A 15,447-nucleotide genomic window follows, 5' to 3' on the forward strand; every position below is an offset into this window, starting at 1 on the left:
AACCCAAAACCTCCCAAAAGAACACCCCATATGCCCACGCCTTCCTCTTCCCCCTCCCCTCTTCGTTCTTCCCCCTCCCCTCTTCGTTCTTCCCTCTTCCCTCTTCGTTCTTCCCCCTTCCCTCCTCACCTTCCTACTCATCAGCTTCTCCCCGACGCTGCCCGCTCAGGCGCGGTTCTGGAGCCAGTGGTTTAGCCGCAGTGCGCCGCCGCGACCCCGATTACCCGCCACCTCCAGGGGGGATCAGGTGTGTCTGGTTGCGCCCTATGCCGATGCAACGACGGAACTGCGAGTCAGCAGCAACCGCCCAATGCTGGTGTGGCAGGGTGTGGCAGACCGGGTGGCGCTCCAGCGGGCAGGGACAAGCGACATTCTCTGGAGCCGCCCGGTGACAGAGGCAGACCAACTGATAGAGGAGGTCATTCCTGGTAGCCCCATCTACGGCATTACGCCAGATATCGCGCTGCAACCCGGCGAGTCCTACAACCTGCTGCTGTCCTTTAGGCAGTTTGCGCCCAGGTCTTTTCGGTTTCGGGTGATGGATACGGCAGAGCGCGATCGCCTCTCGACGGAGTTAGCCCAGGTAGAGCGGGCGATCGCCCAGGAAAACCTCAGCGGCAAAGCGGCGATCGCCCGTCGAGCCGATTACTACGCCAGCCAGCAGCTTTGGTCAGAATTTTGGGCAGTGGTGCGGTCAGACCCTCATCCCTCGCCAGACTGGAAAGCGCTCCAGCGCAACGTGGTGTCTGCGGTCTGCCCGCTCGTGAACACCTCCGGGCGCTGCTCCGACGGCCATGCCACCCGCACCCCCGACAACCGCCCCTACCGCGACCACAGCTTCACCCTCAGCCAGCCTCAAACCGTGGAAATTCTGGCGCAAAGCACAGACTTCGACATGCAGATCTCCCTGCTGCGATCGCCCTCCAATTCTTCTGAAACCTCATCTGAAACCTCATCTGCGGAACAGAATTGGGAATTGATTCAGGCATGGAGTCACGCTCAGAGCAGTGTGGAAGAACCGCGCCAGATACTTCACGAAATTGCGCTGTCGGAACCGGGCAACCACATCCTGCGGGTGCAGGCGGCAGATCCCCAGCAGCGCGGGGAGTATCAGCTTTGGGTAACTGCACAATGGTAAGAGCGGTGGAGCGATCTCAGGCAAGCGTAGGGTTCATCAACATCGGGGTCGGCTGTTGAGACAAAATACCCATTAGCAGGCGAACCACCTGCTCCAGTTCTTCGGGGATGCGGTAGAGGGTGGGGTCTTCTGTGAGGTGTTGGGTAGCCCGGTCGAAGGTGCCAAACTGCCAGATTTGACCCGTGGTGACTGCGCCGTAGAGGAGGGGCGTATCACGGTCGATCCACTGGCTCAGCGCCACCAGCTCTGCACCAAGCTGCGTGAAGCCTGTGTAGAGGTTTTCGCGCTTGGCTTCGATGATCAGCAGGTTGCTAGCCTGAAAGTAGTAGTCCAGTGTGCCGCGCAGCCAGCCACTCACCGCCAGCGGATATTCCACCCGTACCTTTTGCCCCGTTTGGCGGCAGACATGGGCAATGATGGGCGCAATTAGAAACTCGCGCCGCGCCTGTTCGCTGCTAATGGTCGTGAATTGGAAGGCATCATTGAGTTGATCGTCCAACGCTTGCAATTGCAACGCCCCCATATAGTAGGGCAACTCCACCCGCTGCCTGGATAGGGTGCAGCCCAGGTCAGCTAAGATATCGTCGCGCTCGTAGGGCAACTCGGCATACTGCGTAAAGGTGTAGGTTTCGTTGGGCTTGAGGATTTTGGGCGGGCGGGGCATAGCGCAGACGCAAATCACTCAGATGCAGCCATTTTAGCCAATCGGGGAGAGCGATGCAGTCTCAACGCTGTCTCTAGAGTGCTGCTGAGTAACGCAGTCGAGCATTGCCCAGGCGTTTATCAATGCCGGAGCCAATACAGTGATTGCGTCGCTGTGGCAGGTGAATGACGGCGCAACCAGCGAACTCATGCAGGAGTTCTACGAGACGCTGGCGCAGGGCACAGAACAGGAACCGATGGCGATCGCCCAGGCCATGCAGCAAGCCCAACTGCAAATGCTCCACGGCGGCACTACCCACCATGCCTCTGGTAGTTCCAGCACTGCGCCAATCGTGCCCCTAGAAGGCATCAGCGTAGACACCCGCTTCGCCCATTCCTACTACTGGTCAGCATTCGTAATCATCGGCAACGGACTGTAAAGATTCTAGATCTTCGTTCTTCCTTCTTCCCTCTTCCTTCTTCCTTCTTCCCTCTTCCCTCTTCCCTCTTCCCTCTGCATACCTCCTGATCTTGCGGAACTAGGTAGGCGTGAAGGGCGATCGCGCCCGACCCGATCCCCCTAAATCCCCCTTATCAAGGGGGACTTCCGAGCCAGTTAGTTCTAACTATCGACAACTATCGACAAACTACATCATGAAAACTGCTTCCCGCCCCCTGCTTGCCCTCGCCAGCCTCGCCTGCACCCTGCTAGCCGCCACCATCCTCTCGGCCCGCGCCCAAACGGTCGCCCCTGAGCCAGTCCAAACCGCGCAAGCCCAGACCGAGCGCACCTCAAACAATCGCAACTTGGCTCAAAAGGTGGCTGATTTTGGCCTAGTGCCCAACCCCCAGCCCTTGATTCCGCAGGGATTGCGCCGGTCTGCGAACCCCAGTGAGGATAGTCGAGGGATCATGGGTCGAGACGATCGCCGTCTCATGACCAGTCGGGCCTATCCCTGGTCGGCCATTGGTCGGCTGCAAAGCCCCGTTGGGCAGAACCAAGTATCCATCTGCACAGGCAGCTTGATTGCGCCAGACGTGGTGCTAACGAATGCCCATTGCGTTGTAGATGAGCGCACCAACCAGGTGAGGCAAAACATCACCTTTGCCCCCAACCTGATTGACGGAGCAGTGGTTCGCCCTGAGGATGTGGCGCAGGTGGTGGACGTAATCTATGGCACGGATTTCCGCGACGGCAACGCCGCACCCCACCCCAACGACTGGGCCTTTGCCAAGCTCGATCGCCCGATTGGAACGATCTATGGCACCCTCGCCTGGACTTCGCTGCCGCTGAGCCAGCTTGTGAATAGACCCTACAGCGGACAACTGACCCTGGCAGGCTATTCGGGTGACTTTCCTGCGGATAATCCTGGCCGCACTGCGGGGGTGCATGTAGGATGCAGCATCCTGGGCGAGGTGGAAGGCAACATCATTCACGACTGCGACACCACGGGCGGTGCATCGGGCAGCCCCATCTTGGCTCAGGTTAACGGCCAGTTTCGCATTGTGGCGCTGCATTCTGGCGGCCGCACTCGCACCTATGAAGATGGCCCCGGTCAGCGTGTCCGTGAGGGCGTGGTGAACTACGGGGTCAAAATCGACCCGATTGTGGCCTTTATCCGCCAGTTTGCACGATAGCTCAGGCGGGTTGGGGGGCGATCGCCCGACTGCATTTTGGAGTTTAGATGGGCGATTTTGGATGATTGAGGATGATTGAGATAGACGATTTTTCGAGGGCGATCGCCACTTTTTCTGCACTGATTGAAATCTCAGGCCAGCCAAGATGAACAACTCACCTCTCACTCACAAACTCTCAAGACGCTCGCTCCTGCTGGGTAGCGCGGCCCTGGGCGCGGCCTATGGCGTGTCTCGCAGGGCGATCGCCCAACCCGCCGCCGCAGTAGACACCCAGCGGCGATCGCTCCAGGGCGTTGCCTTTCACCTGACCACCGTAGACCTGTCGCAGCCAGAAACCCTGGTCACCCTTGGGCTGGCCAACGACGCGCCCCAGGCCAACACGCCCCAGCGCTCCTATGGCGACGAGCCGTTCCCGCAAATCGTCCGGCGAATGCAGGCGGCTGTGGTGGCAAATGGCACATTTTTCAATACCGCTGCGCCTCATCGGGATGTAATGGGAAATATGGTAGGAGCAGGGCGATTGCTGCGCTATTTTGCCTGGGAAACGCGGGGCACGACCCTCAGCCTGCGCCAAAACCAGCGGCCAGAGATGCTCACGCCCAATCTGGAAAACCGGCCGCGGGCGTGGGGCGAATACTGGTTTTCCCTCACCTGTGGGCCCCGGCTGGTGACGGATGGGCAGGTATCGGTGACGGCGGAGCGGGTGCGGGCCGAAGGCTTTACCACCGCCCATCTGGTCAATCCCCAGACGGCCGCTGGGCGGTCTGCCATTGGGTTTTCCCAAGACAGTCGGACACTGCTGATGGTGGCGTGTATCGATGCAGTCTCCCTGCGTCGCGCTGCCGAAATCCTGCGAGAGTTGGGCGCATACCAGGCGATGAACCTAGACGGTGGAGCGTCTGTGGCGCTGGCAGCGCGGGGCACAATTGTCTATCCTGCCGGACGCAACCTGACGAATGTGATCGCGGTCTACGATGCCCGCACCCCTGCTCCCCCGGCGCTCCAAACCGCCTGGACTCAGTTTCAGCAGGGACACCTCCGCCCCCAAGTCCCCTAAAGTCCGGCCAAGCTTATGCCTCTCTAAATTTACGCAAAAAATCGCAAAAAATATTTACGCAAAAATTTACGCAAAAAATTTACGCAAAAAATTTACGCAAATTTCCGCCGAGCTGACCCCTCAATCTTCAAAGCGGGATACTGGCAACACGAATCCAGGCAGCACGTCTTCGCCAGAGAGTTCTGTGGGCAATTCGCGCACCTCTTTGGGCTGCCCCTGGCGGTAAATCTCCACCTGTTGTTCCTGCGGGTTCAGCATCCAGCCCAATCGAACCCCGGCATCCATGTATTCCTGCATCTTTGCCTGCAACAGTTCCAGGTCATCGCTGGGAGAGCGCAGTTCAATCACAAAGTCAGGGGCAATGGGGGGAAATTTCCGCCGCTGTTCTGGGGTCAGCGCCTGCCAGCGGGATAACTCCACCCATGCGGCATCTGGAGAGCGAAAGCTGGATGCGCTGGCTTCGCCCCCACCGCCAATCGGCAGCTTAAACAAGGTAGAGGAACTGAAGGTTTTGCCCATTTTGGTTTGTCGATTCCACAGGGTCAAATCTGCTCCCAATTCCATCTCATAGCTGCCGCCCTCTCCCCCCACAGGAGTCATAACAATCAAAGCTCCTTTGGCACTTCGTTCAATAGCCAGGTCGGGGTTACTGCGGCAAAGCTGATAAAACTGCTCATCGGTAAGATGAACCTCGGTCGTCTCCAGCACCAGGGGCAACGTCAGTGAAACCATAGGGTCGTCTCGATTGAATCCCTACTTAGATCTTTAGTTTGGACTAACTGGCATCACAATAATGCTCAACAGGATGCCATAAAGAATCTGCTCAACCGTTCATAACAGTTGAACTTAAGGAATTGGATACAATCCTGCTCGCAGTTAAGCTGCTGTTGCAACCGGACTGTTCAGGGATTGTTCGGATGTCTTGCGTTTCGAGGCTCGTTTTTTGACCATCGGATAGCAGGGACGAGGAGTTGGCTTGTGCCCCTTGCCTCGTCCTGGCGATTTACCACGAGGTTTAGGCGCAGGAGCAGGGGTGCCAATCGCTGCCAAAATGCCTGCAAACGCTTGTGCGACCCGACCCGGAGTCAACGTTTCTTGCGGTGCCTGCCAGGGCAAGGGGTGGTCAGTACAGTCCTTTCGCGCTAACCACAACTGCCAACTGAGCAACGGCATCAGGCTGCTCCACTGTTCGGTTGCCGATACAGAACTGAACTGGGGATGTGTCCAATATAGCCTCTGCTTGGCAAAGCGATACCAGTGTTCAATGGCAAAGCGACGGAGGTAGTGCAACCACAGGGTTTCTAACGGAGGCATCTGCTCACCCAGCCAAACTAACCACAAAGGAGCCAAGCGTCGCGTGCTGCTCTGTGTCTCCAGCACCTCCACGCGCAACACTTCCATTGCCCGTTTGGGGGATTTGCGGAAATGGTATGCACTCCAACGACTGACCCGCACTCGTCCCCAGTTGGGATCATCGACTTCAACGGTTTCGACCGGGACACTCCAAGTGTCAGGGTCATTGAGTTTCATCTTATGTCCATGCTTGGCAGGTGCGCCTCGCCCTCGATACGCTGGGGGCGCGCCATAGACACATCGATTGGATGTAACCCGCAGCAGCAAGTCTGCCTCAATCCCTGCCGTTTGGTTGACAAAACTGGCATTGCCGTACCCTCGGTCGTAGATCGCCAACGGACGCACCGCTAACTGCCGAGTCACTTGTTTGAGTTGGAATGCCGCTTTACTGGCGGGTGTTTCAAAGCTGGTGATGCGCTCATGCCGCAATGGTAATGCCCAACTGCCCCTGTCTTCAGCAATCCAGGCTAAGGTACTGTAGTTTTGTCCGGCTATCGGGGCATGTCCTGTTCTGCCTGATAAGGTGCGGTCTTTCAAACGCCTGGCAGCAGGACGGTTCCACCGACTCGCATCACCTGCCAACAACGGTTGCTGCTGAGTCGGTATCTGCTGCACCAACAGCTTCAGCACCTTTGATCGGGGTAGGCGGCTATCGCGCAACGCTTCATAGGTGCTCGACCACTGGCGACGAAAGACAGGACTCTGCGATAGCCTCACAAACGACACGATGCACGCACTCACTAACACGGCATCCATCAGATCAAACAGGGCATCTCTGGCGTTTCCCAAGCTGGCATACAACGTTTGGCGAAATTGCTGAAGTTCGTTGAAAATCATGGGGTCAATGTTGGTTGTACTTCATTGACCTTACGGCAGTCGGTGCTTCTCATTGACTGCCTTCCTCTTCACCATTAGTCCAAACTAAAGTTAGATCCTGGGTTTCATTATGTCATTGGTGAGGAGGTCATGGGTGTCGAGGGCGATCGCGCTTGCATCCAGGCGATCGCCTCTCGCATCAGGATCGGGTCGCCCGACGCTAGGTAAGTCTGCATCCGGGCAGCAAAGGCGGCTTGCTGGGCAGACCGACGGGCCTCGTCAACCCGAACAGCCACGTCATGCAGATGGGCGGGCTGCTGGCGTGCCCGAGTGGCAATCGCCGCTCAAGAATCCCAAATGCTGCTCGAAGTTCCGCAGCGTTCGACGGTTTCAGTGGGCGATCGCCGCTCTCGCATTGCCTGGAACGAGTATTGTGCAATAGGAGAGGAAATTCTAAGTAGGTAGACATTAATAAACATAAAACCCAAAGACCCTGCGCCGCCCGCTCAGCGGGCGGCGCAGGGTTCAGGATCTGTTTTTTAATCTGGTCTATCTACTTAAATGGCTGAAAAGCAAGCAGAAAAGCGAGTCAGTCGCTTCAAAACCCTGATGGCGGTCATTGGCAATCCTTCAGAGAAAGAGATGGAATCGCCAGCATCAGACGTGCCACCCGACATCCCCTCAGATCCATCCGCAGACTCGTCTACCCCCCGTTGCCTACCTTGGCTCGTTTGGATGAAGGGATATTGGAGCAGCCTGATAGGCCATCTCACCTGTTGAACAGGGAGTCGAATGGGGACAGAGTTCAACTCCCTGCTCAGCCATTACAGCCCGCGCCCACGGTTTCTGAAGCCGAACCCCAAGTCTCCCCAGCCTGACTGCCTGACACAAGTGGGCAAAAGGCTTGAAATCTCGTGAAGGTGGGTAGGAAAGGGTGAGCTGACATGAGACGCTGAAATTTGCATATCTCCAGAGTCCTGAACGATATCATCTCAAAATCGGTCTCCGCTGGCTCAAGGGGGCGGTCAACCAAGGGCGGCCACTATCACCGATTGCCCTCTTTAGCGTTGACCCTGAACCCTGTTTTGCTTCTAAACAAGCTGAGGCCCAGTATTATGACCTTATCTGGTTCTCTAGAATCCAATCCATGCGCTGCTAGTATCCCCCTGGGAGGCTGCCTAAAGATGTGTCAGGCGGTCAGTCCGACGTCTCTACAAATTCTCTGTCAATATATGGATGATGTTTTAATTATCGACGATATGCCGGATAACCTGCGGGTGCTGTCGGCAATCCTGACAAAACAAGGATACAAAGTCCGCAAGGCGCTGAGTGGACAAAGCGCGATCGCCTCTATTCAAGCCAGCCTGCCTAGCATCATTTTGCTGGATGTGCGAATGCCAGAGATGGATGGCTATGCCGTTTGCCAGATCCTAAAAGACAATCCAAGAACTAGCCATATCCCAGTGATTTTTATTAGCGCACTGAGTGATGTCATGGATAAGGTAAAAGCGTTTGATGCAGGCGGTGTAGACTACATTACAAAACCCTTTCAAGAAGCAGAGGTAATAGCTCGCGTTGAAACGCAGATGCGCCTACAAAAACTCCAGCATCAGCTTATTCAGTGCAATGAGGAGTTGCTGCATTCCAACCGGGAGCTAGAGCAGTTTGCCTATGCGGTTTCTCACGATTTGCAGCAACCCCTGCAAACGATGATGGGCTTTGCCAAACTGCTGATGATGAAGCATGAGACTCATCTAGATAAAACGTCCGTCGAGTATCTGGCGGGAATTTTGGAATCTGGCAGGCGATCGCAGCAGTTGATCCAGGGCTTGCTGAGCTATGCCCAGTTGGGGCATCAGGAACGTGAGCTAAATACGACTGACTGTACAGTGATTTTAGACATCGTTCTGGAAAACCTGGAAACGAGCATTGCTGAAAAAAATGCCAGCATTACCTATGAGAATCTTCCAGTCGTTCAGGCAAACCAGGTGCAGCTTGTCCAGGTTTTTCAAAATTTGATTGGGAATGCCATTAAGTTTGTGACTGAAGGGCGATCGCCCCAGGTTTTGGTCACTGCAACCCAGCGCGAAACAGACTGGCTATTTGCAATACACGACAACGGCATTGGCATTGAAGCGTCCCATCTAAAGTCGATTTTTGAAATTTTTCAACGACTGCACACTGCTGAAAACTATCCCGGAACGGGGCTGGGGCTGGCTATTTGTCGAAAAATTGTAGAACTGCATCGCGGGCGAATTTGGGCCGAATCTCAGCCCGGAGTTGGTTCGGTCTTTTACTTTACGCTGCCCGTCTGATGTTGATTTTGGATTTTAGATTGGCGATTTGGCTTGGCAATTTTGGCTTGTTAATCTAGTTTTCTGAACTGACGAATTAAGAGGGTGTTTGAAAAGGTATCGTTTGTAATGTTAAGCACTCAGAGATCCCCCCTAGCCCCCCTTAAAAAGGGGGAAACCGCCTTAAAGTCCCCCTTTTTAAGGGGGATTTAGGGAGATCTTGCACGCTTTGCTACAAACAGTAGGACTTTTCAAACATCCTCTAAAAAAGCCACGCACCGTTCAATGAAAATAAGTGCATGGCTTAGGGCTGATTTGAAATTGGAGAGGTTAGCCATCTCGCGCATTCACGCGCATTCAACTAAGCTAATCTAGTCTCAACTCTTCTCGATGGCGCTCTGAATGAAGCTGCTGCAAGTCTTGTACAGATTAGCAGTCCAATTAGCATCCCAAAATCGCAAATCCAAGACCAAGAACCGATATCAACCGCCAGCTTAGATCTGGTTGCCTGACACAAGTCCCGAAAGCCCAGAAAATTCGTTGTCTTGGGATCGAAGCCCATAGCTCCTGAGTTGGAGCCGGAGGGCTTAGTCAGAGGAGCTTTTGGGCCAGCGTCCCCTACGAGAAATCAGGGGTTTCCAGAGATGTGTCAGGCAGTCAGAGCTTAGATAGCTAGCGCCGTTTTGAGCTTGGCTAGCGTTGCGGCTTCCTCAGGGCTGATCTTGTTTGCGCCAGAGCCAAACAGACCGCTGCCAGCGGCTTCGGCCACATGGGTTGCGGCGCTGTAGATAAACTGTTTGTACTCAGCAATTTCGGCAGGGGTGGCTTTGGATTCCAGTGTCGTCAGAGCGTCGTTTACCGCGGCGATCGCCATGTCTACCGCATTGTCGGGCGTTACGTCCTTAGGCGTTTCGGGCTTGAAGGTCTTCAGGGCTTCTTCAGTAAACACACCCTGGATAATCGAGTTCGTCGGGTACTTGGCGGCTGCACCCACGACTTCCTTTGCCAGAGCCGCCGCTTCGATCGCCGTAGAGACAATGCCCATGTCGGCGATCGCCACCGCCATGCCGCTCATGGTCACCGCCTTGAGAATCGCCGCACCTTCCTCAGGAGAAAACGACATATAAAAGCTCCGATAAAATTGCTTAAGAACTTCGGCATAATACCACTTCCAATTCGGTTTGGAAGTATGGCAGGCATCTGGACAAAATGCCAGGTATTCTCTGGGTTTTGCGACTCTTTTTGCGCCCCCTTCAGGTTCCTTCTGGCTCCCTTTTAGATCTATTCATGACCCAAGCGCTTGCTCTATCCGATTTTCTAGCTGCGCCCGGAGTGCTGCTCGATGTCCGCAGCCCGGCCGAGTTTGCCCAGGGACACATTCCCGGCGCAATCAGCTTTCCACTGTTTACCGACGACGAGCGGGCGCAGGTGGGAACCTGCTACAAACAGCAGGGGCGCGATGCTGCTGTGGAACTGGGTTTTGCTCTGGCAGGGCCAAAGTTTGCCGGGTTTATCACCCAGGCGCGATCGCTCGCTGGAAATGGCCCGGTGCGGCTGCACTGCTGGCGCGGCGGAATGCGGAGCGAAGCCGTGGCCTGGGTGCTGGGCATGGGGGGGCTGTCCGTGACGACGCTGGTGGGCGGCTACAAAACCTTTCGGCGGTGGGCGCTGACGGTTCCCGCATGGACGCGGCCAATCTGGATTCTGGGCGGCATGACGGGCACAGGCAAAACCGCCGTGCTGCACGCGCTGGCGGAACGCGGCGAACAAGTGCTAGATCTGGAAGCGATCGCCCACCACCGGGGCAGCAGCTTCGGCATGTTGGGCCAACCCCCCCAGCCCACCAATGAGCAGTTTGAAAACGAAATCGCTGTGCGCTGGGCGGGGTTTGACCCGACGCGGCCCGTGTGGATCGAAGCCGAAAGCAAGCGCATCGGACTCTGCCGCGTGCCGGAGCCGCTGTTTCGCCAGATGGATCGGGCGGCAGTGCTGGAGCTGGTGCGTCCCCAGGCGGAGCGGCTAGAAATTTTGGTCAGAGACTATGGCGGCTTTTCTACCGACGACTTGGTTGCCGCCACCGAGCGCATCCGCAAGCGCTTGGGCGGGCTGCGAACTCAGGAGGCGATCGCCCTCCTGCAAGCGCGGCGGCTCCCCGAAGCCTTCGACCTGCTGCTCACCTACTACGACAAAACCTACACCTACGACCTGACGCGCCGTTCCGTCCCCCGCTACCCCATTGAGGTGGCAGGGTTGTCTGCGGCCGAATGTGGCGATCGCCTCCTGGCCTTTGCTCGCGCCCTCCCCGCTACGGTTTCGGAGGACCCGCCCGCCCTTTGCGACCTTGCCCTGACTCCGGATGGTTGATTTTGGATTTTGGATTTTGGTGGGCACGCTGTCAGGGCTGGCCGATGTTTCAAAATTTGGATTGGGGATTTTGGATTTTGGTGGGCACGTTGTCCAGGTTGTCGGTTCTCTTGTAAGTTCCCCTGCAAATAAAACTGCAAATAAAATTGCCAGAAGCCCTGAAAATGCCCAACCCAAAATCCAAAATCCAAAATCTAAAATCTAAAAAATCCAAAATCGACACTGTGGAAAAGCCCTCAAACCTTCTGCTCAAGCTCAGCCGCCAGTTGTTTGATGATCCGCTGGAGCAGGGGCGCTTTGTCACTGCGCTGACGCAGCCGCAGCCGTTTCACCCCTGCATTCTCTGGTGTCGCCCGCGGCCGGAGTCCTTGCCGTTTGCGATCGCCCCCACCGTGTCCTGGCAGCCTGCTCCGGTCGATCGACTGGCGCTGGGAGAGCGGCCGGGCGCTCATCCGTGGCACGAGGCAGGGTATTTCTACTGCCTGGATTTTTCGTCGGTGTTCGCCATTTCCCCCATCGCGCTGCTAAAGGCGCAGGCGGGCAGACCGCCCCAGACCATCATCGACCTCTGCGCTTCCCCCGGCGGCAAGGGCATCTTTGCAGGCACAACGCTGCAACCTGCGCTCTTGCTGAGCAACGAAACCATCGGCAAGCGCATGGGGGCGCTGGTGTCGAACCTGCGGCGATGTTTTACCCCCGCCGAAAACACTGCGCCGCAGCGGGTGGCCGCCGTCAGCCTAGATTCGCAGGTGCTAGCAGAGGCAATGCCCCAGGCGGCGGATCTGGTCATCGTGGATGCGCCCTGCACGGGGCAATCGCTCCTAGCCAAGGGCGAAACCGCACCGGGCTGCTTCCATCCGGTTTCCATCAACAAAAACGCCAATCGGCAAAAGCGGATTTTGGCCAACGCGGCGCGGCTGGTGGCTCCCGGCGGGCATCTCGCCTACATGACCTGCGCCTATTCCCCCGCCGAAAACGAAGGCGTGATGGACTGGTTTCTGGAACGGTTTCCCCAGTTTGCGCCTGTGTCCGTGCCCCCGCTGGCGGCGCTTCAGTCGCCCCTGACGGAATTGCCCTGCTACCGCATGTTTCCCCAGGATGGGCTGGGGGCAGGCGCGTTTACGGTGCTGCTGCAAAACCAGGAGGCGGGCGCGGCGCAGGAGATTGGGGAAGCGGGTTGGGCGGAATTTTGGGGGCAATTGCGCCAGCGTTGCGGAGCAATATCGCGCCCCGTCTGGATTCGAGACAGGCCTGACCATTCGCCGCTGAGTTAGCGCAAACGCAGACGCAGGAGTCGCTGTTAAGTCGCTGTTAAGTCGCCGTTAAGTCGCCGTGAAATGACGCTCCGCTGCCATGCGATGATCTGAGCCGTGGCGATTTCTGTGACTATTCCACGGTCACCGACTTGGCCAAGTTGCGCGGTTGGTCTACGTCCAGCCCCCGGCGGGCGGCAATGTGATAGGCGAGAAATTGCAGTGGAATCACCGTCAGCAGCGGCGACAGCAGTTCATCCACTTCTGGTACAGGCAGCAGGTCGTTAAACACTTCGGCGGCGTGCGGATCGCTGGGCGGCATCACGCCGATCAGTCGGGCATCGCGGGCCTTGGCTTCCTGCGCGTTAGACAGCACTTTTTCGTAAACGCTTCCAGGCATGGCGATCGCCACCACGGGCACTTTTTCATCCAGCAGGGCGATCGGGCCGTGCTTCATCTCCCCAGCCGGATAGCCCTCTGCATGGATGTAGCTGATCTCCTTCAGCTTCAACGCTCCCTCTAGGGCGATCGGGAAATTAATACCGCGCCCCAAAAAAATGAAATCTTGAGTTTCCACAAACTCATGGGCCAGTTCCTCGATCCGCTTTTCCTGGGTTTCCAGCAGCGCCTCTAGCTGGGTAGGCAGTTGCCAGAGTTGTTTCAGCAGTTCCTCTAGTCGCGTCGGGGAAACCGTCTGGCGGCGATAGGCCAGATCCAGCGACAAACAATAGAACGCCATCAGTTGGGCGATGAAGGTTTTCGTGGCGGCGACCCCAATCTCAATTCCGGCGTGGGTATCGATGACGCTATCGACCAGGCGCGTGAGGGTGCTTTGCAGGCGGTTGGTAATGCCCAGCAGGCGCGGCTGGTAGGCGGCCGACAGGCTGGCGCGACGGTCTTTTTCGCTGTGGATGGCAGAGAGTGTATCGGCCGTTTCGCCAGATTGCGTCACGCCGATCAGCAGCGTATTGGGAGTCAGCGGCGGCAAGGCATAGCGAAATTCTGAGGCGTAGTGAACCTGGCTAGGAACCTGCGCCAGTTGCTCGAGCAGGTGCTTGCCGACGAGGCTGGCGTGCCAACTGGTGCCGCAGGCGACGATGTGAATCTGCTCTAGGTCAGTATAGAGATCGTCCGGCAAGCCGAGGTTAATCGGATTCGTGCTGCTGGCGGCTGTCCATTCGCTGTTGACATAGGATTCCAAACAGGTCCGCACGACGCTGGGCTGCTCATAGATTTCCTTGAGCATGAAGTGTTTGAAGCCCTGCTTTTCGGTGGTGAGGGAGGTGCTGGTCAGGCGATGGGGGTGCTTTTTGAGGCGATCGCCCGCGAAGGTATACACCTCCACCCCCAGCGGCGACAGGGTTGCCATTTCGCCATTTTCCAGCGGCACGACGGCATGGGTATAGGGCAAAATCGCAGGCACATCCGACGCGCAGAAAAACTCGCCCTGCCCAAACCCCAGCACCAGCGGAGCCTGCTGCCGTGCCACCACAATCTCATCGGCATAATCTGCCGCCAGCACCACAATGGCAAACGCTCCCTCTAGCTGCTGCACCACGCGCCGCACGGCCTCCGTCAGCGGAGAATAGAGGCTGTCTACCTCGCCATTCTGCCGCATGGTTTGCAGGCACTCGGCAACAAGGTTGGGAATGACTTCGGTATCGGTTTCGGTGACAAACTCATAGCCACGCTGCCGCAGCTCTTCGCGCAGTTCGCGGTAGTTCTCAATGATGCCGTTTTGCACCACCGCCACCTGCCCCGTCATGTCGAAATGGGGATGGGCGTTGTGTTCTTCGGGCTTGCCGTGGGTGGCCCAGCGGGTGTGCCCAATGCCGACGAATCCTGGCAATTCTTCGCCCTCCAACTTGGACTGGAGGTTAAACAGTTTCCCTTTTGCCCGCACGCGATGCAGCTTCCCTTCCCACACGGTGGCGATGCCTGCCGAGTCATAACCCCGATATTCCAGCTTGCGGAGTCCTTCCAGAAGAATGCCGCTGGCTGTCTGCGTCCCGATATAGCCCACAATTCCGCACATGGTTTCTGGTCTCCTGGCTCGTCTGACCGTGTTTCAGGGTTGCTCATGCTCGCAATGCTCCATCTAGTTTAGGAGAAAGCGCCGTCAGGAATGCAGCCTTGGTCACGATCGCTGGATCGGCGATCGCACGACGAGCTGTCCTAAAGAGCCGTCCTACGAGCCATCGGCAATAAAAAACAGGAGGGCGATCGCCCTCCTGCTGGTGGTTGCTATGCGTATCCAAGAACGGATGGAGCGGACGCAAGGCCCCGATGCCATCTGTTTCTAGACAGGTCTTAGACAAGTCCTAAACAAGTCTTAGACAAAATCTGATCAACCAGAATCCAGTAGATAGACCCTAGTGGAATCAGTGGAATCAAATAGAACCTAGTAGAACCTAGTACGCCAGCCCCATGCTGCGGGTGGTTTCGGCACCCAGATAGACCCGAATGCTCAGGAAGTCGGTGGGGCAAGCCGTTTCGCAGCGCTTGCAGCCGACGCAATCTTCGGTGCGGGGCGAGGAGGCAATTTGTCCGGCTTTGCACCCGTCCCAGGGCACCATTTCCAGAACGTCTAACGGGCAGGCGCGGACGCACTGGGTGCAGCCGATGCAGGTGTCGTAAATTTTGACTGAATGCGACATGGATATAGAGGCTCCAAACGATCTAGCGACAGGGTTATATCAGAGTAATGCTGTTCGGGCTGCGGCAGGGCGATCGCAAAACGCTGAATCCCTTGACCAGACCGAACCATAACCTTTTGCAGTCGAAACTAGTTTACAGCAGCGCTTTTGCCAGATTCAGAAAACCCTCGAAAAACTTCAAACAACGTAATATCTCAGTTTCAAAATCAATCGTGCATATCAGAAACTCTCCAGT

At 56.7% G+C, this 15,447-nt stretch carries 15 protein-coding genes; 8 read left to right on the forward strand and 7 right to left on the reverse strand.

Going from position 1 to position 15,447, the window contains the following annotated elements; translation table 11 throughout:
* Positions 1-247: 247 nt before the first annotated feature.
* A complete protein-coding gene (locus tag HPC62_RS11810) occupies positions 248-1,138 on the forward strand; it encodes a hypothetical protein (protein WP_172355892.1) in 891 nt (296 codons plus the stop codon).
* A gap of 16 nt (positions 1,139-1,154) precedes the next feature.
* On the opposite strand, the gene HPC62_RS11815 is transcribed toward HPC62_RS11810, so the two are convergent.
* The gene (locus HPC62_RS11815) at positions 1,155-1,802 is read right to left on the reverse strand and encodes a hypothetical protein (RefSeq protein ID WP_172355894.1); all 648 of its coding nucleotides are present in this window, start codon (positions 1,800-1,802) and stop codon (positions 1,155-1,157) included.
* 139 nt (positions 1,803-1,941) lie between these two features.
* On the opposite strand from HPC62_RS11815, the gene HPC62_RS11820 reads away from it, so the two are divergent.
* The 3 genes from HPC62_RS11820 (at position 1,942) to HPC62_RS11830 (ending at position 4,475) form a co-directional block, all read left to right on the forward strand.
* Entirely contained in the window at positions 1,942-2,220 is a 279-nt protein-coding gene (locus HPC62_RS11820; protein WP_172355896.1) for a CHAT domain-containing protein, read from the forward strand.
* A gap of 214 nt (positions 2,221-2,434) precedes the next feature.
* Positions 2,435-3,418 (forward strand): trypsin-like serine peptidase, encoded by a 984-nt coding sequence (locus tag HPC62_RS11825; RefSeq protein ID WP_172355898.1) that lies wholly within the window; start codon positions 2,435-2,437, stop codon positions 3,416-3,418.
* A 145-nt stretch (positions 3,419-3,563) separates the two neighbouring features.
* Positions 3,564-4,475 (forward strand): phosphodiester glycosidase family protein, encoded by a 912-nt coding sequence (locus HPC62_RS11830; RefSeq protein ID WP_172355899.1) that lies wholly within the window; start codon positions 3,564-3,566, stop codon positions 4,473-4,475.
* Positions 4,476-4,595: 120 nt separating this feature from the next.
* Here the strand turns inward: HPC62_RS11830 and HPC62_RS11835 are convergent, their stop codons facing one another.
* From HPC62_RS11835 to HPC62_RS11845, 3 genes are all read right to left on the reverse strand, one after another.
* A complete protein-coding gene (locus HPC62_RS11835; protein ID WP_172355901.1) occupies positions 4,596-5,207 on the reverse strand; it encodes a Uma2 family endonuclease in 612 nt (203 codons plus the stop codon).
* Between the two features lie 144 nt (positions 5,208-5,351).
* Complete coding sequence (locus HPC62_RS11840) at positions 5,352-6,665, reverse strand: NF041680 family putative transposase (protein WP_172353244.1); 1,314 nt, start codon at positions 6,663-6,665, stop codon at positions 5,352-5,354.
* Between the two features lie 107 nt (positions 6,666-6,772).
* Positions 6,773-6,940 (reverse strand): hypothetical protein, encoded by a 168-nt coding sequence (locus HPC62_RS11845; protein ID WP_172355903.1) that lies wholly within the window; start codon positions 6,938-6,940, stop codon positions 6,773-6,775.
* Positions 6,941-7,876: 936 nt separating this feature from the next.
* On the opposite strand from HPC62_RS11845, the gene HPC62_RS11850 reads away from it, so the two are divergent.
* Complete coding sequence (locus tag HPC62_RS11850; protein ID WP_172355905.1) at positions 7,877-8,959, forward strand: response regulator; 1,083 nt, start codon at positions 7,877-7,879, stop codon at positions 8,957-8,959.
* 643 nt (positions 8,960-9,602) lie between these two features.
* Here the strand turns inward: HPC62_RS11850 and HPC62_RS11855 are convergent.
* On the reverse strand, positions 9,603-10,061 hold the full coding sequence (locus tag HPC62_RS11855; protein ID WP_068509002.1) for a hypothetical protein: 459 nt from the start codon (positions 10,059-10,061) through the stop codon (positions 9,603-9,605).
* A 164-nt stretch (positions 10,062-10,225) separates the two neighbouring features.
* On the opposite strand from HPC62_RS11855, the gene mnmH reads away from it, so the two are divergent.
* From mnmH to HPC62_RS11870, 3 genes are read left to right on the forward strand one after another with little or no spacing between them, the layout of a single operon-like run.
* On the forward strand, positions 10,226-11,302 hold the full coding sequence (gene mnmH / locus HPC62_RS11860; protein WP_172355907.1) for a tRNA 2-selenouridine(34) synthase MnmH: 1,077 nt from the start codon (positions 10,226-10,228) through the stop codon (positions 11,300-11,302).
* Complete coding sequence (locus HPC62_RS11865) at positions 11,295-11,507, forward strand: hypothetical protein (RefSeq protein ID WP_172355909.1); 213 nt, start codon at positions 11,295-11,297, stop codon at positions 11,505-11,507. The genes mnmH and HPC62_RS11865 overlap by 8 nt, the downstream gene beginning before the upstream one ends.
* Positions 11,508-11,526: 19 nt before the next feature.
* Positions 11,527-12,576, forward strand: a complete 1,050-nt coding sequence (locus HPC62_RS11870) for an RsmB/NOP family class I SAM-dependent RNA methyltransferase (protein ID WP_172355911.1) — start codon at positions 11,527-11,529, stop codon at positions 12,574-12,576.
* A 112-nt stretch (positions 12,577-12,688) separates the two neighbouring features.
* Here HPC62_RS11870 and glmS read toward each other — a convergent pair whose 3' ends face one another.
* On the reverse strand, positions 12,689-14,590 hold the full coding sequence (glmS, locus tag HPC62_RS11875; protein ID WP_172355913.1) for a glutamine--fructose-6-phosphate transaminase (isomerizing): 1,902 nt from the start codon (positions 14,588-14,590) through the stop codon (positions 12,689-12,691).
* 376 nt (positions 14,591-14,966) lie between these two features.
* Complete coding sequence (gene psaC / locus HPC62_RS11880; RefSeq protein WP_012307203.1) at positions 14,967-15,212, reverse strand: photosystem I iron-sulfur center protein PsaC; 246 nt, start codon at positions 15,210-15,212, stop codon at positions 14,967-14,969.
* Between the last annotated feature and the right edge of the window lie 235 nt (positions 15,213-15,447).

This window comes from Thermoleptolyngbya sichuanensis A183 (assembly GCF_013177315.1).
Taxonomy (GTDB): Bacteria; Cyanobacteriota; Cyanobacteriia; order Elainellales; family Elainellaceae; genus Thermoleptolyngbya; species Thermoleptolyngbya sichuanensis.